This window comes from Lentzea sp. NPDC060358 (assembly GCF_042725365.1).
Classification (GTDB): Bacteria; Actinomycetota; Actinomycetes; order Mycobacteriales; family Pseudonocardiaceae; genus Lentzea.
In genome coordinates this window covers 15,021-34,966 of the sequence record NZ_JBHXCW010000066.1, presented here as the reverse complement: position 1 = coordinate 34,966, position 19,946 = coordinate 15,021, and the positions used below count along the sequence as shown (strand labels likewise).

Sequence of the window (19,946 nt, the reverse complement as noted above, 5' to 3'; positions counted from 1 at the left end):
GCACCGGGGTGCGCGGGGCAGCGATCACCTGGCCGATCAGTAGCCGCGGTCGGGCAGCATCACCCAGAGCACGAGGTAGACGACGAACTGCGGTCCGGGCAGAAGGCAGGACAGCAGGAACAGAAGGCGCACGGTGCCCGCCTTCATGCCCCAGCGCTGGGCGAGCCCCGCGCACACACCCGCGATCATCCGGTTGGTCCTGGGCCTGCTCAAAGCTGCTGTCGTGGTCATGCTTCGAGGATGCCCGTTTTCGCCGATCTGCCACATCGGGACCAACCCTGATTCGACCCCGATGGGGCCTGCCCCACCACCAGGGTGGGGTGAGCTACCCCACCGACGCCGTGGACAGCTGGTCGACGAACCGCAGGCAGGTGGTCCGCATGACGTCGACCGTCATGGCCCGCGAGCCTGCCAGCACCTGCAGCGCCAGGCCGTCGAGCATGCTGACCATCATGTTCGCCAGCACGACCGGGTCGCCCGGCGCGAGGATGTCCCCGGACGCCTGGCCGGCGCGGAAGATGCTCGCGACGATGTCGCGCCACTCGCCGTAGAAGCGCTCGTTGAGCTCCTGCAGCTCCGGGCTGCGGATGGCCTCGACCCACAGCTCGGCCCAGACCTTCCACGCCTCGACGGTCTCCGCGCCCTCCGGCAGGTACGACTCGACGACCATGCGCAGCCGCGACAGCGGCGGCTCCTCCGACTCGAGGATCCAGCGGCGGCGGGCGACCGACTGCTCGAAGCAGTGCTCGAACGCGGCGTCGGTCAGCTCCCGCTTGGTCTCGAAGTAGTAGTGGACCGTGCCACCGGAGACGCCCGCGTCCTTCGCCACGTCGGAGACGCGGAGGTGCCGGAAACCCTCGGCCGCGATCACCTTGCAGGTGGACGCGAGGATCTGCGCCTTGCGTTCGGCTTCCACGCTTGGACGGGGCATACGCCGTCACCTCCTGATTTGCGTGGAACCTTACCGAAACCGCGCACGCAACCGGCGCTTGTCGACCTTTCCGACCTTTGTCAGGGGCAGCTGGGACACGATCGTGACCCCGCTGGGCTGGTAAAGCTCACCCAGTTCGGCGACGACCGAATCGCGAATGCTGTCGAAATCGACAGCGTTGTCGTCGTCGGTGACCAGGAACAGGTGCACGACCTCGCCCAACGCGTCGTCCGGACGGCCCACCGCCGCCGCCTGCCGAATGCCCGGCAGCGTCACGAGAAAGTCGTCGAGCAGTCGCGAGTAGACGTTGTCCGAGGTCCGCCCCGTGACGATGACGTCTTTGCTGCGGTCGTTCAGGTACAGGTAACCGTTGTCATCGAAATAGCCCATGTCGCCGGTGTTGAGCCAGCCGTCCGCCGTTTCGCGCAAGGGCGGTTCACCCCAATAGCCCTCCATCACCATCGGGCCGCGCACCCACACGTCGCCGTCGCGGATCTCCACCTCCATCCCCGGCACGGGCCTGCCCACGGTGCGCAGGGTCTCCGGCCGGGAGAGGTCGACCTCGGTGGCGGGCATGACCGCGATGCCGAGCGCCTCGGTCATGCCGTAGGCCTGGAAGACCACCGGCCCCCACCGCTCGACCGCCTGCCGCAGGCGGTGCGGGGAGAGCATGGCGCCGCCGACGCTCACGCCGAGGAACTGCGGGCCGGGGCAGTCCGGGTGGTCGAGGACCTCGTACATCATCGGTGGCACGAACATCGTCGTCGCGACCTCCTCGTCGCGGGCCAGGCGCACGAACGCGTCCGCGTCGAACCTCGACGGTCCGAGCACCAGCTTCGAGCCGGTCACCAGCGCCATCCGCGTCACGCCCGCGCCGCTGCCGTGGGTGATGAGGGTGTTGCACAGCATGGTCGAGGGAGGCATCCGCCGCACCGCCTCCCACTTCACGCTCGACCTCTCGGGGTGCACGGCGAGCTTCGGCAGGCCCGTGGTGCCGCCGGTGTAGCTGACGGTGGTGAAGTCGGCGGCCGGGGTGCGTTCCACGGGGTCGCCCGGCAGGTCCTGCAGGTGCCAGCCGTCGAGCCGGTCGCTGAACCCCGGGTCGACGACCACCGCCGCGACTTCGGCCTTCTCGATCAACGCCGCCAGCTCGCCCGGTCCCGGCTCGGGCGGGACGTACACGAGCCGGCAGCCGAGCAGGTGCACGGCGACGGTGAGCAGGACCGCCTCCGGCGTGTTGCCGATGAACACCGCCACGCCGTCACCGGGGCGCACGCCGCGGCGGGTGAGGCCGTCGGCCAGGCGGAAGACCAGGTCGCGGGCCTGGGAGCGGGTGAGTCTGGTGTCGCCGCCGATCAACGCCTCGGTCTCGCCGCCGGTGGACAGGGTGCGCAACACAAGATCCACGTATGTCATGACGTCCTGTGTACTCCTGGCCTCGTAGGCTGATCGGGTGGTCGCACCCCCCATCGCGCCGGAATCGCCGGAATTGCCCACAGGCAGGCGGAAATTCAGCCCGCCGTTCCTGACGCGCGTGCTGCTCGCCGTCGCCGGCGGCGTGCTCGTGTACCTGTCGTTCCCGCCCCGCCCGCTGTGGTTCCTCGCGCCGGTCGGGTTCGCGCTGCTGGCCTGGACGATCCACCGGCGCCGCGCGCGGGCAGGGTTCGGCTACGGGCTGCTGTTCGGGCTCGGGTTCATGGTGCCGCTGCTGCGCTGGACCGGGGAGTTCGTCGGGCTGATCGCGTGGCTGCCGCTGGCGCTCGCGTGCGCGCTGATGATCTCCATCGGCACGACCGCGATGGCGGCCGTCTCCCGCGTGCCGGGGTGGCCGCTGTGGGCGGCGCTGCTGTGGGTGGCGGACGAGGCGTTGCGCGGTGTGTTCCCGTTCGGCGGCTTCACCTGGGGCAAGATCGCGTTCGGCCAGCCGGAGGGCTGGTACCTGCCGCTCGCGTCGCTCGGGGGAGCGCCGCTGGTGTCGTTCGCGGTGGTGCTGACCGGGTTCGGGCTGTTCTGGCTGCTGAGGAACTGGAAACTCGGCCTGCCGCTGGTCGTGGTGCCGCTGCTGGTCGGGTTCGTCGTGCCGGTGGGCGTCGACCCCTCCGGCGGCACCGTGACGGTCGCGGCGATCCAGGGCAACGTGCCGCGCGCGGGCCTCGACTTCAACGCGCAGCGCCGGGCCGTGCTCGACAACCACGCGAAGCGGACCGTGGAACTCGCCGCCGACGTCGCCGCGGGCCGGGCCCAGCAGCCCGACATCGTCATCTGGCCGGAGAACTCCTCCGACATCGACCCGTTCCGCAACGCCGACGCCGCCGCCGTGATCGACGCGGCCGCCGCCGCCATCAAGGCGCCGATCGCCGTGGGCGCCGTGGTGGTCGACCGCAACGACAACCTGCCGCGCAACACCGTGGTGCTGTGGGAGCCGGGCAAGGGGCCGACCGACACCTACACCAAGCGCAAGCTGCAGCCCTTCGGCGAGACGATGCCGATGCGCTCGTTCTTCCGGCTCTTCGCCGCCGAGGTCGACCGGGCGGGCGTCTTCCAGCCCGGCACCGACCCGGAGGGTTTCGTCATGGGACCCGCCAAGGTGGCGTTGGACACGTGCTACGAGGTGGCGTTCGACTCGGTGGTCCGCGACTCCGTGACGGCCGGGGCGACGATCATCGCGATCCCGACGAACAACGCCACGTTCGGCTACACGGAGATGACCTACCAGCAGCTTTCGATGTCCCGGCTGCGCGCCGTGGAGCACGGGCGCGCGGTCGTCGTCGCCGCCACGTCCGGGGTCAGCGGTATCGTGGAACCCGACGGTTCCGTCACTCGGAAGACTGGGCTCTTCGAGCCTGGTGCCCTGGTGGCGACGTTGCCGCTGCGGACGCAGACTACGCTGGCGACTCGGCTAGGAGCCTGGCCCGAGTGGGTGATGTCCGCTGCGGGCCTTGTGGCGTTGGCGCTGGGCTTCACACGACGACGGAAGGACTCGAATGGCGCAGCAGCCTGACCAGGAACTCGGGCAGGTGCTGGTGGTGATCCCGACCTACAACGAGCGGGACAACATCGGAAAGATCGTCAAGAGGCTGCACGCGGCGCTGCCGGACGTGCACGTCCTGGTGGTCGACGACGGCAGCCCCGATGGCACCGGCCAGCTCGCCGACGAGATGGCGGCCGCCGACGACCGGGTCCACGTGATGCACCGCACCGAGAAGGCCGGTCTGGGCGCCGCGTACGTCGCCGGTTTCCAGTGGGCCCTCGACCGCGACTACGGCGTCATCTGCGAGATGGACGCCGACGGCTCGCACGCCCCCGAGCAGCTGCACCGCCTGCTGGACGCGCTGCCCAAGGCCGACCTGGTCCTCGGCTCGCGCTGGGTCCCCGGCGGCGAGGTCGTCAACTGGCCCGCGCAGCGCAAGTTCCTCTCGCTCGGCGGCTCGCTGTACTCGCGGCTCGCGCTGGGCGCGAACATCCGCGACATGACGGGCGGCTACCGGGCGTTCCGCGCGGACACCCTGCGCAAGCTCAACCTCGCCTCGGTCGCCTCGGCCGGCTACTGCTTCCAGATCGACCTGCTCTGGCGGACGATCGAGCTGGGCTTCCGGGTCCGCGAGGTGCCGATCACGTTCCTCGAGCGGGAGTTCGGCGAGTCGAAGATGAGCGGCAACATCGTCCGCGAGGCGCTGATCCGCGTGACCAAGTGGGGTCTGCGCCGGCGCGGCAACCAGGTCAAGGAGCTCTTCGCGGGCAAGAGGAAGTAGCGTCGCCGCGACGCCGGAGCGGTCTCTGCCGCCCCGGCGTCCCGCGCATTGCGATTAGGAATCGGTGCAGCGGAGGTGAGTCGTGGAGTGGAGTGCGGGGGCGGTCGCGCGGATGCTGGGCGTCGCGCCCACGACGTTGCGCACGTGGGACCGCCGGTACGGGCTCGGTCCCAGCACGCGCCAGAAGGGCAAGCACCGCCGGTACAACGACGACGACCTGGCCCGGCTCAAGCGGATGGTCGAGCTGACCGGGTCGGGGGTGGCCCCCGCGTCGGCCGCCGCGACCCTGGTCGCGCCCGACGACCTGGACTTCCTGGCCGCCGCGGACCGCATGGACGCGGCGGGGATGCGCAGGGTGGCCGCCGACCTGATCGCCCGCCACGGCGTCGTGCACACCTGGGACGCGGTGCTCGTGCCGTTCCTGGTGGAGCTCGGCGAACGGGTCGCGTCGACCTCGGCCGGCATCGAGATCGAGCACGTCGCGAGCGGCAGCATCACCGACGCCATGCGAGCGTCGGGCGTCGCGGTCGGGACGCCCGCGGTCCTGCTGGCGTGCGCGCCGGAGGACCAGCACAGCCTGCCGATGGACGTGCTGGCCGCCGCGCTGGCCGAACAGGGCTGCGTGGCCCGCAACCTCGGCGCCAGGGTGCCTCCCGCCGCGCTGGTCAGCGCCGTGCGGCAGGTGCGGCCCCGGGTCGTGGTGGTGTGGGCGCACGACCGGGCGCACGCGGACCAGGTGCCGTTCGCCGCGCTGGCCGACGTGCCGGTGCTGGTCGCGGGTGCGGGCTGGGACGGCGTGCCGCTGCCGCCGGGGGTGTCGGTCGTCGACACGCTGCGCGGTGCGGTTGAAACGATTCTGAGTCGAATCTAGACTCGGGGGCATGAGCCTCGCCGACCGGATGATCCGCCTGCTGTGGGCGGCGGGAGGCGAGGACGTCGCCGAGCGCGTCCTGCGCTCGCACTGGCGGCGGCTGCCGTCCGACGACGCCGCGGGGCGGGCGTTGCGCGACCGGTTGGTCGAGGTGCTCGTGCGCGAGCTGCCCGGCCGGTTCGAGAAGATCCGCCAAGCCGTGCTCGCCGACGAGCTGTCCCTGCTCGACGACGCCGAACGAGCGGCGCCCAGCCGTTCGACGGTGCTCGCCATCGTTCGCGCTCTGCCTGTCGGGGGTTCTTGATGACGACGTTGCCGATGCGCCACCACCCGGTGCGCGTGCTGTTCCTGTTCATCGCGGCGGTCGTCGTGACCGCGGTCGTGGGATCGCTCTTCTCGGTGTCCGCGGGGGAGGACTACCTGGCGCTGCAGCGGCCGTCGTGGTCGCCGCCCGCCTGGCTCTTCGGTCCCGTGTGGACCGTCCTGTACGGACTGATCGCGCTGTCCGGCTGGCTGGCGTGGCGAAATGGCGCCCGGCGTGGCGAGTTGCTGTTGTTCGGCGCCAACCTGGTGCTCAACGCGCTGTGGACCCCGCTGTTCTTCGGCCTCGGCTGGTTCGAGTTCGCGTTCGCGGAGATCGTGGTGCTGTGGCTGTCGATCGTGGCGCTGATCGTGGTGTTCTCGTGGCGCAGCAAGGCCGCCTCGGCGCTGCTGGTGCCCTACCTCGCGTGGGTGAGCTTCGCCGGCGCGCTGAACATCTCGATCGCCCTGCTCAATTGACCGGGGAGTCGCTGCGGCGCCGTTCCACCGCGGTCGTGGCGACGCCCAGCGCGATCATCACCGCTCCCAGGCCGAGGTGCAGCCAGTTGTCGGAGGTGTTGACCGGCAGGACGTTCGTGTCGGAGTGCTCGCCGATCGCCGAGCCGTAGACCCACAGCACCACGTAGAGGCCGCCGCCGACGACGAGGAACGCGCGCGCGAACTGCGTCGTCCTCGCGGCGAGCAGGCCGGCCACGCCGAAGAGCAGGTGCACGGCGTTGTGCAGCACGGACACGGCGAAGAGGCCGAGGAGCAGGGCGCCGGAGTGGCCGGCGAGGGCGAGCTCGTCGTACCGCGCGGTGACGCCGGGGACGAACCCGAGCACCCCGACGAGCAGGAACACCGCGCCGACCACCCTGGCAGCCTTCTGAACTGGTCGCATACCGGCGGCTACCCCGCGAGGGCCGACATGAACGCCTGCGGCATCCGGATGTCGCGCCTGCCCCGGCGTGTCCGCCGAACCGGTGTTTCGGCGACGGACGGTAGAACCCCGTTGCGCCATCGGGGTGAACCACGGCAACACCTCCGGGTCCTCCCGCGATCTTGCATGCGAGGGGAAGGGGAATCACCATGTCCATCGACGTTCAACAGCCGAGACCGCTCGGCCTGGTGGGGAGCCGCGTCCAGATCGCCGGGACCGCGGGAGGGGCGTTCGAGGCCGCGTTCAGCTACCGGATCCACGAGGGCCACGACGAGGTCGTCGGCGGCTTCACGGCGGGGGACGGGGAGGGCGGCCACGGGCAGTTCCGGCTGGAGGTCGACGTCTCCGGTGCCTCGTTCGCGCTCGACCGGCTCTTCGTCGAGGTGTTCTGGCGCTCGCCGAAGGACGGAGCGGAGCTCGACAAAGTCATCGTGCCGGTCGTCTACGGGCCGCGGATCGTCCCGGACTACCGCGTGTACGGCGAGTACGTGGTCAAGCCGGCCGACACGCTGTGGTCGATCGCCACGCAGTTCTACGGCTCCGGCAACCTCTACACGCGACTCGTCCGGGCGAACCCGCACGTCGTGACGGACCCGAACGTCGTCACGCCGGGCGACGTGCTCCGGGTGCCGCGGGACTGACGCTCCCGGCTCCCCCGGAGCGGACACCGGGGGAGCTCTCACCGGGTGAGTTGGGCCACGGGCTCAAGTGAAGCTGTGCCGAGGACCTGGTGCCTTGTTGGTTTCATACAAAGCACGCTGCTCAACTCGTTCCGCTCCAGCGGTTTTGTTACCGGGTAGTAGACGAGAGTGTGTACTCGATTGGGCGGCGACTGCCGCTGAGGTCGTATGTCCGCGAGGAGTCAAGTCGTTGTTCAGTCGAGTAGCGATCGTCAACCGCGGGGAAGCCGCCATGCGGCTGATCCACGCCGTCCGTGAGCTCGCCGCCCAGACAGGGGAACGGATCGAAACCGTTGCCCTCTACACCGATGTCGACAAGTCGGCGCCCTTCGTGAGGGAAGCCGACCTCGCCCACAACCTCGGCCTGGCGGCGGACCGTCCGTACCTCGACCTCGGGGTGCTGGAGACCGCCCTCGTCGAGACGAAGGCCGACGCCGCGTGGGTCGGCTGGGGCTTCGTCGCCGAGATCCCCGAGTTCGCGGAGCTCTGCGAGAAGGTCGGCGTCACGTTCGTCGGCCCGTCCGCGGAGGCCATGCGCAAGCTCGGCGACAAGATCGGCTCGAAGCTGATCGCCGAGGAGGTCGGGGTCCCGGTCGCGCCGTGGTCGCGCGGTGCCGTGGAGAACCTCGAGCACGCGCTGAAGGTGGCCGAGGAGGTCACCTACCCGCTGATGCTCAAGGCGACCGCCGGTGGCGGCGGCCGCGGCATCCGCAAGATCACCTCTCCCGCCGAGATGGAGGAGAACTTCGAGCGCACCAGCCTGGAGGCGGCGCGCGCGTTCGGCTCCGGCGTGATGTTCCTGGAGCGCCTCGTCACCGGCGCCCGGCACGTCGAGGTGCAGGTCATCGCCGACGGCCAGGGCACGGCGTGGGCGCTGGGCGTCCGCGACTGCTCGGTGCAGCGGCGCAACCAGAAGATCATCGAGGAGTCGGCGTCCTGCGTGCTGGAGCCCTCGCAGGTCGACGAGCTGAAGGCGTCGGCCGAGCGGCTCGCGAACGCCGTGGGCTACCGCGGCGCGTGCACCGTCGAGTTCCTCTACCACCCCGGTGAGAAGCTCTTCGCGTTCCTCGAGGTCAACACCCGCCTGCAGGTCGAGCACCCGATCACCGAGATCACCACGGGCTTCGACCTGGTCAAGGCGCAGCTGCACGTCGCGGGCGGCGGCAGGCTCGAGGGCGCGAAGCCCGTCGAGCAGGGCCACGCCGTCGAGGCCCGCCTCAACGCCGAGGACCCGGACCGCGACTTCGCGCCGTGCCCCGGCACGATCGTCCGCCTGGAGCTGCCCGCCGGCCCCGGCATCCGCGTCGACACCGGCGTGGCCGAGGGCTCGCAGATCCCCGCCGACTTCGACTCGATGATCGCCAAGATCATCGCCTACGGCCGCGACCGCGACGAGGCGCTGGGCAAGCTGCGCCGCGCGATGGCCGAGACGACCGTCATCATCGAGGGCGGCACGACCAACAAGAGCTTCGTGCTCGACCTGCTCGACGAGCCCGCCGTGATCGACGGCTCCGCCGACACGTCCTGGATCGACCGGGTCCGCGCCGAGGGCGGCCTGGTCTCGCACCGCCACTCCGCGATCGCGCTCGCCGCGGCCGGCATCGAGGTCTACGAGGATGAGGAGCAGCTCAACCTCGCGCAGCTGCTCGCCTCCGCCCGCGGTGGCCAGCCGCGCACGAACCACGAGGGCGCGAGCAAGCTCGAGTTCGTGCTGCGCGGCCAGCCGTACGTGGTGCAGGTCGCCCGCACGGGTGCCGCGAAGTACCGCGTGGGCGTGTCCGCCGCCGACTCCGCGACGGTGCTGACCGGGGACGTCGACGTCGAGCGGTTCGACCACCACGTCGGCCAGATCACCGTCAACGGCACGCGGTTCCGCGTCGTCACCGGCACGCACGGCCCCGTCCACCAGGTCGAGGTCGACGGCGTCACCCACCGCGTCACCCGCGACGAGGGCGGCGTCCTGCGCTCGCCGATGCCCGCGCTGGTCGTCGCGACCCCGCTGGAGGTCGGTGCCGAGGTCGAGGCCGGTGCCCCGGTGCTCGTGCTCGAGGCGATGAAGATGGAGACGGTGCTGCGCGCGCCGTTCCGCGCCCGGTTGAAGGAGCTCAACGTCGTCGTCGGCACGCAGGTGCCCGCCGGTGGCGCGCTGCTCAAGCTCGAGGAGGTCGAGGACGCGGACGGCACCGCCGAGGAGGCGAAGTCCGAGTCGTCGGTCGAGCTGGAGCTGCCGGCCCCGCGCACGGACGTCAGTCCCGAGGAGCTCGCCGCCCGCGGCCAGGCCGACCTGCGCGCGTTGCTGCTGGGCTTCGACACCACCGCCGCGGACACCGACCGCGTGCTGACCGACTACCTGAGCGCGCGCGAGGACCTGAAGGAACGGCCGCTCGTCGCGGAGGCGGAGCTGCTCGGCATCTTCGCCGACCTCTGCGACCTCTCGCGCAACCGGCCCGCCGGCGAGGAGACCAAGCCGGAGAACCACATCCACTCGCCGCGCGAGCACTTCCACACCTACCTCAAGACGCTCGACGCGGACCGCGCGGCGCTGCCGGAGGGCTTCCGCGCCCGGCTGACGAACGTGGTCGGCCACTACGGCATCACCGAGCTCGACCGCACCCCCGCGCTGGAGCAGGCCGTGTTCCGCATCTTCGTGGCGCAGCGCCGCGGGGTGTTCGACGCGGCCGTCGCGACCGCCCTGCTGCGCGAGTGGGTCGGGGAGGCGCCGCCCGTCGAGTCCGAGCGGGTGCGCGTCGGCCTGGTGCTGGAGCACATCATCGCCGCCACGCAGGTCCGCTACCCGGCGGTGGCCGACCTCGCCCGCAGCGTCGTGTTCACCTGGTTCGCCCAGCCGCTGGTGCGCCGCAACCGCGCCCGCGTGCACACCGAGGTCCGCCGCCACCTGATCCACCTCGACGCGCAGCCGCAGGCCGCGGACCGCGAGGAGCGGATCGTCGCGATGGTGGCGTCCGCGGAGCCGCTGGTGCGCCTGCTCGGCCAGCGCATCGGCAAGCCCGGCGCGGACAACACCCCGCTGCTGGAGGTGCTGGCCCGCCGCTACTACACCAAGAAGGCGCTGGCGAACCCGCGCGTGACCGGCTCGTTCTTCCTCGCGGAGAACGAGCCGGAGCAGACCCGCCTGGTGTCGACGGCGGTGGAGTTCCCGTCCCTGGTGGACGCCGTCGGCGACGTCGTCAAGCACGGCGACGGCAGCGCGGTCGTCGCGGACCTCTACGTCAACTGGCCCGACGGGCCGTCCGACCAGGACGAGATGGCCGCCGGCCTGGGCGCGGCGCTCGCCGCCCACCCGCTGCCGCCGACGATCACCCGCATCACCACCACGGTGGCGGGCCGCCGCGGCGAGTCGATGCACCACCACTTCACGTTCCGCCCGTCGTCCAACGGGTTCGCCGAGGAGAGGCTGGTGCGCGGGCTCCACCCGCGCATCGCCGAACGCATGCAGCTGGAACGCCTGCGCGAGTTCGACCTCACGCGACTGTCCTCCGTGGACGAGGACGTGTACCTGTTCCGCGCGGTGGCGAAGTCGAACAAGTCCGACGAGCGGCTGGTGGCGCTGGGCCAGGTCCGCGACCTGACCCCGTTGCGCGACGACGACGGCCGGATCGTGGCGCTGCCCGCGGCCGAGGACGTCCTCGCGACGTGCCTCGACGGCATCCGCCGCGCCCGCGCGCAGTCCGGCGGCCGCACGCGCCTCGCGACCAACCGCGTCGTGCTCTACGCGTGGCCGCCCACCGAGCTCGGCTCGAAGGACCTCGACGCGATCGGCCAGCGCGTGCTGCCGACGACCACGGGCCTCGACCTCGAGGAGGTCCTGTTCCTGGCGCGCCGCAAGGACCCGGTGTCCGGTGAGCTCACCGACATCGGCGTGCGGATCGCCCAGGACGCGGGCGCCGGCGTGTCGTTCTCGTTCGTGCAGCCGCCGACCGAGCCGATCCAGCCGCTCGACGACTACCGCCAGAACGTGCTGCGGGCCCAGTCGCGCGGCACGATCTACCCGTACGAGCTGGTCGACATGCTCGTCGGCGACGGCGGCTCGTTCGTCGAGCACGACCTCGTCGACGGCGCGCTGGTGCCGGTGGACCGCCCGCGCGGCGGCAACAAGGCGGGCCTCGTCGTCGGTGTGGTGACCACGCCGACCCCGGCCTACCCGGAGGGCATGAAGCGCGTCGTCCTGCTCGGCGACCCGACCAAGTCCCTGGGCGCCCTGGCCGAACCCGAGTGCTCGCGCGTGATCCACGCCATCGACCTGGCCTCGGAGCTCTCCGTGCCGCTGGAGTGGTTCTCGCTCTCCTCCGGCGCGAAGATCTCGATGAGCTCCGGTGTCGAGAACATGGACTGGGTGGCGGCCGCGCTGAAGCGGATCGTCGAGTTCACCCAGGACGGCGGCGAGATCAACGTGGTCGTCAACGGCATCAACGTCGGCGCCCAGCCGTACTGGAACGCCGAGGCCACGATGCTCATGCACACCAAGGGCATCCTGGTCATGACGCCGGACTCGGCGATGGTGCTGACCGGCAAGCAGGCCCTGGACTTCTCCGGCGGCGTCTCGGCGGAGGACAACTACGGCATCGGCGGCTACGACCGCGTCATGGGCCCGAACGGCCAGGCGCAGTACTGGGCCCCGAACCTGCGCTCGGCGTTCGACGTCCTGCTGGCCCACTACGAGCACAGCTACATCGCGCCCGGCGAGGCCGGCCCGCGCCGCGTGTCCACTTCGGACCCGTCGTCGCGCGACGTGTCGTCCTACCCGCACGTGGTCGGCGACAGCCCGTTCACGACGGTCGGCGAGATCTTCTCGACCGAGGCCAACCCGGACCGCAAGAAGCCGTTCGACATCCGCACGGTGATGCGCGCCCTGTCCGACCAGGACCACGAGGTGCTGGAGCGCTGGGCGGGCATGGCCGACGCCGACACCGCCGTCGTCCAGGACGTCCACCTCGGCGGCATCCCGGTGACCCTGCTGGGCGTCGAGTCGCGCGGCGTGGCCCGCACCGGTTTCCCGCCCACCGACGGCCCGGACACCTACACCGCCGGCACGCTGTTCCCGAAGTCGTCGAAGAAGGCGGCCCGCGCGATCAACGCGGCGTCGGGCAACCGCCCGCTGGTCGTGCTGGCGAACCTGTCGGGCTTCGACGGCTCGCCGGAGTCGATGCGCGAGCTGCAGCTCGAGTACGGCGCGGAGATCGGCCGCGCGATCGTGAACTTCCGCGGCCCCATCGTGTTCACCGTGATCTCGCGGTACCACGGCGGCGCGTTCGTGGTGTTCTCGAAGGCGCTGAACCCGTCGATGACGGTGCTGGCGGTCGAGGGCTCGTTCGCCTCGGTCATCGGTGGCGCTCCGGCGGCCGCGGTGGTGTTCGCCCGCGAGGTCGACGGCCGCACGGCCAACGATCCGCGGGTGAAGAAGCTGGAGTCCGCCGTGGCAGAGGCCTCCGGTGCCGAGCGGGCGGCGTTGACGGCGGAGCTGGCTTCCACCCGCCAGTCGGTGCGGACGGAGAAGCTGAACGAGATGGCCGCGGAGTTCGACCGGGTGCACAGCGTGCAGCGCGCGGTGGAGGTCGGGGCGGTGGACGCGATCATCTCCGCGGCCGAGCTGCGTCCGGCGATCATCAAGGCGGTCGAGGACGGTCTGGCGAAGTAGCGTGCCCGTGAGGGAGCCCGGTCACTCGGTGGCCGGGCTCTTCTCGTTGTGTCAGGCCGCGTCCAGCTTGAACGGGTCGTGCTCCGCCAGCAGCTTGTCCAGCCGCGCCCGGTCCACCCGGCTCGCGATGTACGAGTCCTCCTGCCGGTCCCGGATCACCTTCGCCAGCGTGAACGCCGACGTGACCGTGTAGAGCATCGCGATGCCCAGGAACGCGCGCACCCACCCGTTGACGGGCAGGAACACGACTCCGATGCCGACGGCGGTCATCGACAACCCGAACGACAGCACGGCCTGCATGTAGAAGGCGCCGGACGTCGGGGTGTTCGCGGGCTTCGAGGTCATGGACTCAAGAGTCCTGGGTCACACCGGACATGTCATGAGTACGGCTACTCATTCGCGATGCCGGCCACGCTGGTCGCCGAAGAACGCGATGCGCGGCGTCGGGCCGACGACCGACAGGTTCTCCACGCCCGGTCCGGAATCCTGGCCGCGGGTTTTTCTGGTACGGTCGTACCAATGTACTGGGTGGTGCTGGTGGCGTCGGGCGTGCTGGAGGCCGTGTGGGCCACGGCGCTCGCGGCGTCGAAGGGGTTCCGCCGGCCGTGGCCGGTGGTGGTGTTCGTCGTGTCGATGACGCTGAGCGTCGTCGGGCTCGCGTGGGCGATGCGGGAGATCCCGGTCGGCACGGCGTACGCGGTGTGGGTCGGCATCGGAGCCGTGCTCACGGTGCTCGTGGCGGTCGTCCGCCGGCAGGAGCGGCTCACCGTGGCCAAGGCGTTGCTGCTCGCCGCGTTGATCGGCTGCGTCGCGGGCCTGAAGGTGGTGAGCTGAATGCACTGGGGTGTGCTGCTGGGAAGCGCTGTGCTGGAAGCGGTCTGGGCGACGGCGCTGTCCCGGGAGGCCTACGTGCTGTTCCTCGTCGCCGCGACACTCAGCATGGTCGGGCTGTCGTTCGGCATGAGGAAGATCCCGGTCGGGACCGCCTACGCCGTGTGGGTCGGGATCGGCGCCGCGCTGACCGTGACGTGGGCGATGATCACCGGTGCGGAAGCGGTCTCCGTCTGGAAGATCGTGTTCCTCACCGGGATCATCGCCTGCGTCATCGGGCTGAAGTTCCTACGCGAACGTCCAGCGCTGGTTGGCGGTGGCGGCGCAGTCCCAGAGCTGGAGCCTCGTGCCGTCGGCGGAGGAGTTGCCGGTGGCGTCGAGACACCTCCCTGAGGCCGCGTTGCGCAGCTGGCCGTTCGACTCGAGCGTCCAGCTCTGGTTGCCCGCGCCGGTGCAGTCCCAGAGCTGGGCCACGGAGCCGTTGGCCGTGCCGTTCGCGTCCAGGCACTTGCCCAGGGCGCGGACGGTGCTGCCGTTGCGGGACCACTGCTGGGCGTTGGTGCCGTTGCAGGTGTAGAGCTGCACCGCCGTGCCGTTGGCGGAGCTGGCCGCCGCGACGTCGACGCACTTGCCGCCGAACCCGGTGATGGTGCCGCCGGTGGGCGGGGGAGTGGTGCCGCCGTTCGCGGTCTCCCAGATGGCGTTGAGCAGGCTCGTGCTGCCGGTCGTGTCCTGGGACAGCTCCCAGTTCATGATGCCGCCCGCGTTCGCCAGCGCCCACGACGTCTTGCGCTTGATCGTGGGGATGCCGTTGTACTGGTTGCCGTTGTAGCTGTCGCGGTTGGCGTTCGCCGGGTCCTGCGCGACCAGGTCCCTGTAGGAGATGTAGGTCGGCCGGCTGTAGAACGGCACGCCGAGCACGGCCTTGCTCGCGGGCAGGCCGCGTCCCTTCCAGAAGTTCACGGAAGCGATCGACCAGTCGTAGTTCGCGTGCGGGCTGCCGCCGTCGTAGGCCATGATGTTCAGCCAGTCGACGACGCCGAAGACCGCCGGCTGCACGCCGTTGGCCGTGCCGCCCTCACTCACGACCGCGGCCGTGAGCAGCTTGCCGCGGCTGTGCAGTTCGTTGCCCAGCTGCGTCATCAGCGCCGTGTAGTTGTTCCCCGACGTGCCGGGGTCCGGGTACTCCCAGTCGATGTCGACACCGTCGAGGTTGTACTGGCCGACCAGGTTCACGAGGCTGTTCACGAATGTCGTGCGCGAACCGGAGTTGCCCGCCAGCTGTTCGAAACCCGAGTCGTTGCCGTCGTTCCAGCCGCCGACCGCGATCGAGACCTTGACGCCGTTCTGGTGGCCGAGGCTCACCAGCTGCTGCAGCTTGCCGGGGTCCGGAACGCCCTGGAGCGTGCCGTTGCCGTTCGGCAGGACGAAGGAGTAGTTGATGTGGGTGAGCTTGCTGTACTGGATCGAGCTGACGTTGCCCGCCCACGACGGCATGTAGCCGACGCTCTTGAACCCGGCGGGGTAGGCGGCCTGCGCGGCAGGCGCCATGACTGTGATCGTCGCCGCGGCGGCGGCCAGCGCGAGGCCGGCGGCACCGAGGCGGGAGCGAGATGAACGCATTGCAGGGGTTGCCTTCCACTGTCGTCGAACGCCCATCGCGACGGTAGTGGTCTAGACCGGTTGTGGGGAGATCGGCGCCGGACCGGAACTGGTTCCGGTCGACCGGTCGCGCGTCAGCGCAGGTGGGAGGCCCCGTTCACATCCATGATCGTGCCGCTGCACCAGGTCGCGGCCGGGGAGGCGAGAAACGCCACGGCCGCAGCGACTTCCTCCGGCTCGGCCACGCGCCCGAACGGGCTCTGCGCGCGGATCGCCTCTGCCACCTCACCGGCGAGCAGTTCGGTGACCATGTCCGTGCGGACGAACCCCGGCGCGACCCCGGCGACCGCGATCCCCTGCGGGGCCAGGGACTGCGCGAGCGACTGGGTCATCGCGTGCAGACCGGCCTTCGCCGCGCCGTACGCGGGGGCGTCGGGCTCGCCGCGGTAGGCGCCGCGCGAGCCGACGTTGATGATCCGCGTGCCGCTCGTCATGTGCCGCACGGCGTGCCACGCGAGGTCGGCCGGTCCGTACAGGTTGAGCTCGACCGTGCGGCGCCAGGCCTGCTGCCACTCCTCGAAGCTCGTCGTCGCGATCGGGTGGTGGAAGTAGATGCCCGCGTTGTTGACCAGGACGTCGAGGCCGCCGAGCTTCTCGACGGTCTCGGCGACGACCCGGCCCGACTGGTCCGCACCCAGGTCGCCCTGGACGGTGACGTGGCCGTCGCCGGGAAGCGCGTCGGCGACGGCCTTCGCCTCGTCGGCACCGGAGCGGTAGTGGACCGCGATCCGGTGGCCATCGGCGGCGAGGGCGTGGGCGATGGCGGCACCGATGCCTCGGGAGGCACCGGTGACGAGCGCGCGTCGGGTCATGCCCTCATCATCCCTGGCTGTTGATCAGCCACTTGCCGTTCTGCTGCACGAACGTGAACGTGGCGGTCTCGCTCTGAACGACGCTCTGCCCCTGCATGTACTGCAGCGTCGCGGTGACGGCGTTCGGGCCCTGCGGCGCGAAGTTCGAGAGCTGCACCGAGCTGTACTGGCGCCAGAACGACTGGTAGCTCTCGAAGCTCAGCCCGCGGCCGGACTTGAACGAGTCGGTGAGCAGCGACCAGCCGGTCTGCAGGTCGCCGGGGATCAGCGCGTAGTAGGCGGTGAGCGCCTCCTGGGCGTTCTGCGGGCCCGCGGGAGGCTGGGGCTGACCCTGGTTCGGGGTGCTGGCCGGCGGGTTGGTCTCGGTGGCGGGCGGCGTCTGGGGCTGGGTCTCGGACGTGGTCGTCGGCTGCGACTGCGTCTCGGACTGGTTCGCAGCCGGCGGGGTGGTGCTGCTGGACGCCGGCGCGTTGTTCGCCTGGTTGTTCTTCTCGCCCTTGGGCCACAGCAGGAACGAGCCGACGCCCACCGCGATCACGAGGAGCACGATCGCGATCGGGACGAGCGGGAACCTGCGGCGGTTCTCCTCCTGCGCCGCGGGCGGTGCCGGCGGGCCGCTCGGGGCGGGCTCCCGCACCTCCTCGCGCGAGGGGGCGGGAAGGACGGGCGTGGGGCGGACCGGCGCGGGTGGTTCCACCGGCGCCGCCGCGGTGGCCTTGTCGGCGGCCGGCTCCGCGACGGGCCCGGCCTCCTCCACGGGCGCGGCGACGGGCTCGGGCTTCGTCTCCTCGACGGGCTCGGGTTCCTCCGCTGCGGGCTCCGTCTTCGGCTTCGCGGGCGGCGCGGTCAGTCCGGCGGCCTCGGCGGCCGCGGCCCCCGCGACCAGTCCGGCGGCGGCCGCACCGGCACCGGACCTCGCCTTCTCCTCCGGCTGGGCCTCGGCGGGCAGTTCGACGGTCGACGGGATGACCACCGTCGCCTCGGACCCCTTCGGCGAGTCGTTCACCACGGAGGCGAGCAGGTGCACGGCCTCCTCCATGGACGGCCGGCGCTCGGGCTCGTTCGACAGCAGGCGGAACAGCACGGGAGCCAGCAGCGGACCGGCGTTGGCCGGGGGCATGATCGACCCGCTCGCGACGCGGTGCAGCATCGCGATGGTGTTGTCCGCCGTGCCGAACGGCGGGCCGCCCTCGACGGCGTTGTAGAGCGTGGCGCCGAGCGAGAACACGTCGGAGGCGAGCCCCGCGTCCTCGCCGCGGGCGACCTCGGGGGAGAAGAACGCGGGCGTGCCGACGGTGCCGGTCGCGGTGGCGGTGGCGTCCTCGCCGGTGGCGCGCGAGATGCCGAAGTCGGTGATCTTGACTTCCTGGTCGCCGATCAGGACGTTGCCGGGCTTCACGTCGCGGTGCTGGATGCCGTGGCGGTGCGCGGCGGCCAGTGCGGCGGCGGTGTAGCAGCCGATCCGCGCGACCTCGCGCGGCGGCAGCGTTCCCTGCTCGGCGATCACGGCGGCGAGGCTGCGGGAGGGGAGGTACTCCATGATCAGCCAGGGCTGGCCGTCCTCCTCCACGACGTCGTAGACGCGGATGGCGTTCGGGTGCTCCAGCCGGGCGGACAGCCGCGCCTCGCGCATGGCCCTGGCCTTGGCGCGGGCGATCCTCGCCTCGTCCATGCCGTCCAGCGCGAGCAGCGCCTTCGCCGCTACTACGCGGTGAAGCTGCTCGTCATAGGCCTTCCAGACGACTCCCATCGCACCTTGGCCGACCTTCTCCCTCAACCGGTAGCGGCTCCCGATGAGCCTGCTGCTCTCCTCCACGCCTGTGCCCGTCCCCTCTGATCACCCACAAGTGTGACGGCTGCCGCGCTCGCCGTTGACCATAACCCTATGTGGGGGTATTAATGGGGTTATGCCGAAGATCAACGTGTACCTGCCCGATGACCTGGCCGAAACGGTCAAGGAGCTCAACCTCCCGGTTTCCGCAATTTGTCAGCGCGCGCTGGAGGTCTCCGTGAAGCGGCTCGCCGCCGTGCGGGGTCTCACCGTGGCCGACCTGGACGGGGAGAAGGGTTCCCAGCTCACCGAGCGCTTACGCGCCGTGCTCAGGATGGCCGCCGAGTCACCCGTCGTCACCACGGCGGAGCTGGCGCGGGCGATGGTCGACGAGGGCGGCAACCTGGCGCTGGACGTGCTGCGCGCGATCGACGTCGACCCGCAGGCCGTGCGCTTCGAGCCGGCGGCGGCGGACGGATCGGGGTTCGCGTCCGACGCGGTGAACGCGCTGGAGCTGGCGGTCGTCGAGGCGATCGCGTTCGGGCACAACTACGTGGGCTGCGAACACCTGCTGCTCGGGCTCGTGGCCGAACCCGACGGCCGGGGCGGCGAGCTGCTGCGCTCGCTCGGCGCGGACCTCAAGGGCACGCGGCGGGCCGTGCAGACGGCGCTGGCCGGGATCATCCACCTGCAGAAGCAGAAGGCGGCGGCCCCGGACCCGGCCGCGGTCCTGCAGATGATCATGTCCCGGCTGGACCGGCTGGAGAAGCAGGCCGGTATCGGCTGACGAGCTCCTCGCCGAGGCGGGCCAGGTGCTCGCCGACCTCCGGCGACTCGACGGTGATCAGGCCGCCCCACCCGGCGACGTTGCGCGCGATGTCGAGCGGGCGGGGCGCGGTCAGCTCGACCAGGGTCTGGTCCCCGGTCTCCTCGAGCACCCGGCAGTGGCGGCCGTGCTGCCGGCGGAAGACGTCGAGGAACCGCGTGGGCACCAGGATCCGCGCCGACGTCGCCGAGCGCCGCCGTTCGACGGCGGTGACGACCTCGTCCCACGCGCCCGCCAGCTCGAAGTCGGGCGGCTTGGCGGCGGGGGTGCCGGTGAGGACGGCGCCCAGGACCCGGTCCAGCCGGAACGTCCGCTGGCCATCCGGGGTGCCGGCGATGAAGTACCAGGTGCCGTCCTTGTCGACGAGTCCCCACGGGTCGACGGTGCGGCCTTGCGGTGCCTGCCCCCGTTTCCGGTAGGTCAGCCGCACCTTCAGCTGCTTCACCACCGCCAGTTGCAGCGTCTCGACCAGCACCGGCCGGTCCCTGGTGTCCTCGCCCCACGCGGCGGTGTCGACGATCGTCGCCTCCGCGGCCGCCTCGGCCTCGGCGCGGAAGGTCTGCGGCAACGCGCGCACGAGCTTGCGCAACGCCGACTTGACCTGTGGCGCCACCGACGCCGCCGGGCCCGCGATGAGGAACAACGCCTGGGCCTCGGCCGAGGTCAGACCGCTGAGGTCCGTGCGCGCGCCGCCGACCAGCGACCAGCCGCCGCCCCTGCCCGGTTGCGGGTAGACCGGCACACCCGCCGCGGACAACGCCTCCAGGTCGCGGCGAGCGGTGGCATTGGAGACCTCCAGCTCCGCGGCCAGTTCGGCGGCGGTGATCCGGCCGCGCGCCTGCATCAGCAACAACGTGGCCACGAGGCGGTCTGCGCGCATGTCCCCAGGTTCCCGGCGAAAGTGCTCACTGGAT

The 19,946-nt window shown here is 71.1% G+C and carries 19 protein-coding genes; 10 read left to right on the top strand and 9 right to left on the bottom strand.

All coding sequences use genetic code 11. The features are described 5' to 3' along the window. Positions 1-36: 36 nt before the first annotated feature. The 3 genes from ACFWGZ_RS16715 to ACFWGZ_RS16705 all read right to left on the bottom strand — a co-directional run bounded on the left by ACFWGZ_RS16715 (position 37) and on the right by ACFWGZ_RS16705 (position 2,347). Positions 37-231, bottom strand: a complete 195-nt coding sequence (locus ACFWGZ_RS16715) for a PspC domain-containing protein (protein WP_382452394.1) — start codon at positions 229-231, stop codon at positions 37-39. A gap of 94 nt (positions 232-325) precedes the next feature. Next, the gene (locus ACFWGZ_RS16710; RefSeq protein ID WP_382452393.1) at positions 326-931 is read right to left on the bottom strand and encodes a TetR/AcrR family transcriptional regulator; all 606 of its coding nucleotides are present in this window, start codon (positions 929-931) and stop codon (positions 326-328) included. Positions 932-961: 30 nt separating this feature from the next. Continuing rightward, positions 962-2,347, bottom strand: a complete 1,386-nt coding sequence (locus ACFWGZ_RS16705) for a class I adenylate-forming enzyme family protein (protein ID WP_382452392.1) — start codon at positions 2,345-2,347, stop codon at positions 962-964. 37 nt (positions 2,348-2,384) lie between these two features. Here ACFWGZ_RS16705 and lnt point away from each other — a divergent pair, with 37 nt between their 5' ends. The 5 genes from lnt (at position 2,385) to ACFWGZ_RS16680 (ending at position 6,334) form a co-directional block, all read left to right on the top strand. Next, positions 2,385-3,932: an apolipoprotein N-acyltransferase gene (gene lnt / locus ACFWGZ_RS16700; RefSeq protein ID WP_382452391.1), complete on the top strand. Its 1,548-nt coding sequence runs from the start codon at positions 2,385-2,387 to the stop codon at positions 3,930-3,932. Next, a complete protein-coding gene (locus ACFWGZ_RS16695; protein ID WP_382452390.1) occupies positions 3,916-4,683 on the top strand; it encodes a polyprenol monophosphomannose synthase in 768 nt (255 codons plus the stop codon). Before lnt ends, ACFWGZ_RS16695 begins: the two co-directional genes overlap by 17 nt. Before the next feature lie 82 nt (positions 4,684-4,765). Further along, positions 4,766-5,554, top strand: coding sequence for a MerR family transcriptional regulator (locus tag ACFWGZ_RS16690; RefSeq protein WP_382452389.1), 789 nt, complete (start codon positions 4,766-4,768; stop codon positions 5,552-5,554). Between the two features lie 10 nt (positions 5,555-5,564). Beyond that, a complete protein-coding gene (locus tag ACFWGZ_RS16685; RefSeq protein ID WP_382452388.1) occupies positions 5,565-5,858 on the top strand; it encodes a hypothetical protein in 294 nt (97 codons plus the stop codon). Then, entirely contained in the window at positions 5,858-6,334 is a 477-nt protein-coding gene (locus ACFWGZ_RS16680; RefSeq protein WP_382452387.1) for a TspO/MBR family protein, read from the top strand. The genes ACFWGZ_RS16685 and ACFWGZ_RS16680 overlap by 1 nt, the downstream gene beginning before the upstream one ends. Here the strand turns inward: ACFWGZ_RS16680 and ACFWGZ_RS16675 are convergent. Continuing rightward, complete coding sequence (locus ACFWGZ_RS16675) at positions 6,327-6,755, bottom strand: DUF4383 domain-containing protein (protein WP_382452386.1); 429 nt, start codon at positions 6,753-6,755, stop codon at positions 6,327-6,329. The genes ACFWGZ_RS16680 and ACFWGZ_RS16675 overlap by 8 nt on opposite strands. 188 nt (positions 6,756-6,943) lie before the next feature. On the opposite strand from ACFWGZ_RS16675, the gene ACFWGZ_RS16670 reads away from it, so the two are divergent. Both ACFWGZ_RS16670 and ACFWGZ_RS16665 read left to right on the top strand, forming a co-directional pair. After that, positions 6,944-7,435, top strand: a complete 492-nt coding sequence (locus ACFWGZ_RS16670; protein WP_382452385.1) for a Gmad2 immunoglobulin-like domain-containing protein — start codon at positions 6,944-6,946, stop codon at positions 7,433-7,435. A 229-nt stretch (positions 7,436-7,664) separates the two neighbouring features. Continuing rightward, on the top strand, positions 7,665-13,130 hold the full coding sequence (locus ACFWGZ_RS16665; protein ID WP_382452384.1) for a carboxyl transferase domain-containing protein: 5,466 nt from the start codon (positions 7,665-7,667) through the stop codon (positions 13,128-13,130). A 51-nt stretch (positions 13,131-13,181) separates the two neighbouring features. Here ACFWGZ_RS16665 and ACFWGZ_RS16660 read toward each other — a convergent pair whose 3' ends face one another. Beyond that, on the bottom strand, positions 13,182-13,475 hold the full coding sequence (locus tag ACFWGZ_RS16660; protein WP_382452383.1) for a YiaA/YiaB family inner membrane protein: 294 nt from the start codon (positions 13,473-13,475) through the stop codon (positions 13,182-13,184). Between the two features lie 174 nt (positions 13,476-13,649). On the opposite strand from ACFWGZ_RS16660, the gene ACFWGZ_RS16655 reads away from it, so the two are divergent. Both ACFWGZ_RS16655 and ACFWGZ_RS16650 read left to right on the top strand, forming a co-directional pair. Then, positions 13,650-13,964: a DMT family transporter gene (locus ACFWGZ_RS16655; protein ID WP_382452382.1), complete on the top strand. Its 315-nt coding sequence runs from the start codon at positions 13,650-13,652 to the stop codon at positions 13,962-13,964. Beyond that, complete coding sequence (locus ACFWGZ_RS16650; RefSeq protein WP_382452381.1) at positions 13,965-14,354, top strand: DMT family transporter; 390 nt, start codon at positions 13,965-13,967, stop codon at positions 14,352-14,354. Here ACFWGZ_RS16650 and ACFWGZ_RS16645 read toward each other — a convergent pair. The 3 genes from ACFWGZ_RS16645 to ACFWGZ_RS16635 all read right to left on the bottom strand — a co-directional run bounded on the left by ACFWGZ_RS16645 (position 14,250) and on the right by ACFWGZ_RS16635 (position 18,251). Continuing rightward, positions 14,250-15,584 carry a glycosyl hydrolase family 18 protein gene (locus ACFWGZ_RS16645; protein WP_382452380.1) on the bottom strand — a complete coding sequence of 445 codons (1,335 nt, stop codon included), beginning with the start codon at positions 15,582-15,584 and terminating at the stop codon, positions 14,250-14,252. The genes ACFWGZ_RS16650 and ACFWGZ_RS16645 overlap by 105 nt on opposite strands. Before the next feature lie 113 nt (positions 15,585-15,697). Further along, the gene (locus tag ACFWGZ_RS16640) at positions 15,698-16,435 is read right to left on the bottom strand and encodes an SDR family NAD(P)-dependent oxidoreductase (protein WP_382452379.1); all 738 of its coding nucleotides are present in this window, start codon (positions 16,433-16,435) and stop codon (positions 15,698-15,700) included. A gap of 7 nt (positions 16,436-16,442) precedes the next feature. Next, on the bottom strand, positions 16,443-18,251 hold the full coding sequence (locus ACFWGZ_RS16635) for a protein kinase (protein WP_382452378.1): 1,809 nt from the start codon (positions 18,249-18,251) through the stop codon (positions 16,443-16,445). Between the two features lie 91 nt (positions 18,252-18,342). Here ACFWGZ_RS16635 and ACFWGZ_RS16630 point away from each other — a divergent pair, with 91 nt between their 5' ends. Next, positions 18,343-18,993, top strand: a complete 651-nt coding sequence (locus tag ACFWGZ_RS16630; RefSeq protein WP_382452377.1) for a Clp protease N-terminal domain-containing protein — start codon at positions 18,343-18,345, stop codon at positions 18,991-18,993. On the opposite strand, the gene ACFWGZ_RS16625 is transcribed toward ACFWGZ_RS16630, so the two are convergent. Beyond that, positions 18,947-19,912, bottom strand: a complete 966-nt coding sequence (locus ACFWGZ_RS16625) for a helix-turn-helix transcriptional regulator (protein ID WP_382452376.1) — start codon at positions 19,910-19,912, stop codon at positions 18,947-18,949. The two genes, ACFWGZ_RS16630 and ACFWGZ_RS16625, sit on opposite strands and share 47 nt — an antisense overlap. Between the last annotated feature and the right edge of the window lie 34 nt (positions 19,913-19,946).

Excerpts from the sequence above, each read along its gene's own strand:
- ACFWGZ_RS16685 (WP_382452388.1), top strand. The coding sequence starts at position 5,565 with ATGAGCCTCGCCGACCGGATGATCCGCCTGCTGTGGGCGGCGGGAGGC.
- ACFWGZ_RS16715 (WP_382452394.1), bottom strand. The coding sequence starts at position 231 with ATGACCACGACAGCAGCTTTGAGCAGGCCCAGGACCAACCGGATGATC.
- ACFWGZ_RS16650 (WP_382452381.1), top strand. The coding sequence starts at position 13,965 with ATGCACTGGGGTGTGCTGCTGGGAAGCGCTGTGCTGGAAGCGGTCTGG.
- ACFWGZ_RS16660 (WP_382452383.1), bottom strand. The coding sequence starts at position 13,475 with ATGACCTCGAAGCCCGCGAACACCCCGACGTCCGGCGCCTTCTACATG.
- ACFWGZ_RS16695 (WP_382452390.1), top strand. The coding sequence starts at position 3,916 with ATGGCGCAGCAGCCTGACCAGGAACTCGGGCAGGTGCTGGTGGTGATC.
- ACFWGZ_RS16670 (WP_382452385.1), top strand. The coding sequence starts at position 6,944 with ATGTCCATCGACGTTCAACAGCCGAGACCGCTCGGCCTGGTGGGGAGC.
- ACFWGZ_RS16705 (WP_382452392.1), bottom strand. The coding sequence starts at position 2,347 with ATGACATACGTGGATCTTGTGTTGCGCACCCTGTCCACCGGCGGCGAG.
- ACFWGZ_RS16710 (WP_382452393.1), bottom strand. The coding sequence starts at position 931 with ATGCCCCGTCCAAGCGTGGAAGCCGAACGCAAGGCGCAGATCCTCGCG.
- ACFWGZ_RS16645 (WP_382452380.1), bottom strand. The coding sequence starts at position 15,584 with ATGCGTTCATCTCGCTCCCGCCTCGGTGCCGCCGGCCTCGCGCTGGCC.
- ACFWGZ_RS16640 (WP_382452379.1), bottom strand. The coding sequence starts at position 16,435 with ATGACCCGACGCGCGCTCGTCACCGGTGCCTCCCGAGGCATCGGTGCC.
- ACFWGZ_RS16680 (WP_382452387.1), top strand. The coding sequence starts at position 5,858 with ATGACGACGTTGCCGATGCGCCACCACCCGGTGCGCGTGCTGTTCCTG.
- ACFWGZ_RS16655 (WP_382452382.1), top strand. The coding sequence starts at position 13,650 with ATGTACTGGGTGGTGCTGGTGGCGTCGGGCGTGCTGGAGGCCGTGTGG.
- ACFWGZ_RS16630 (WP_382452377.1), top strand. The coding sequence starts at position 18,343 with ATGCCGAAGATCAACGTGTACCTGCCCGATGACCTGGCCGAAACGGTC.
- ACFWGZ_RS16675 (WP_382452386.1), bottom strand. The coding sequence starts at position 6,755 with ATGCGACCAGTTCAGAAGGCTGCCAGGGTGGTCGGCGCGGTGTTCCTG.
- ACFWGZ_RS16625 (WP_382452376.1), bottom strand. The coding sequence starts at position 19,912 with ATGCGCGCAGACCGCCTCGTGGCCACGTTGTTGCTGATGCAGGCGCGC.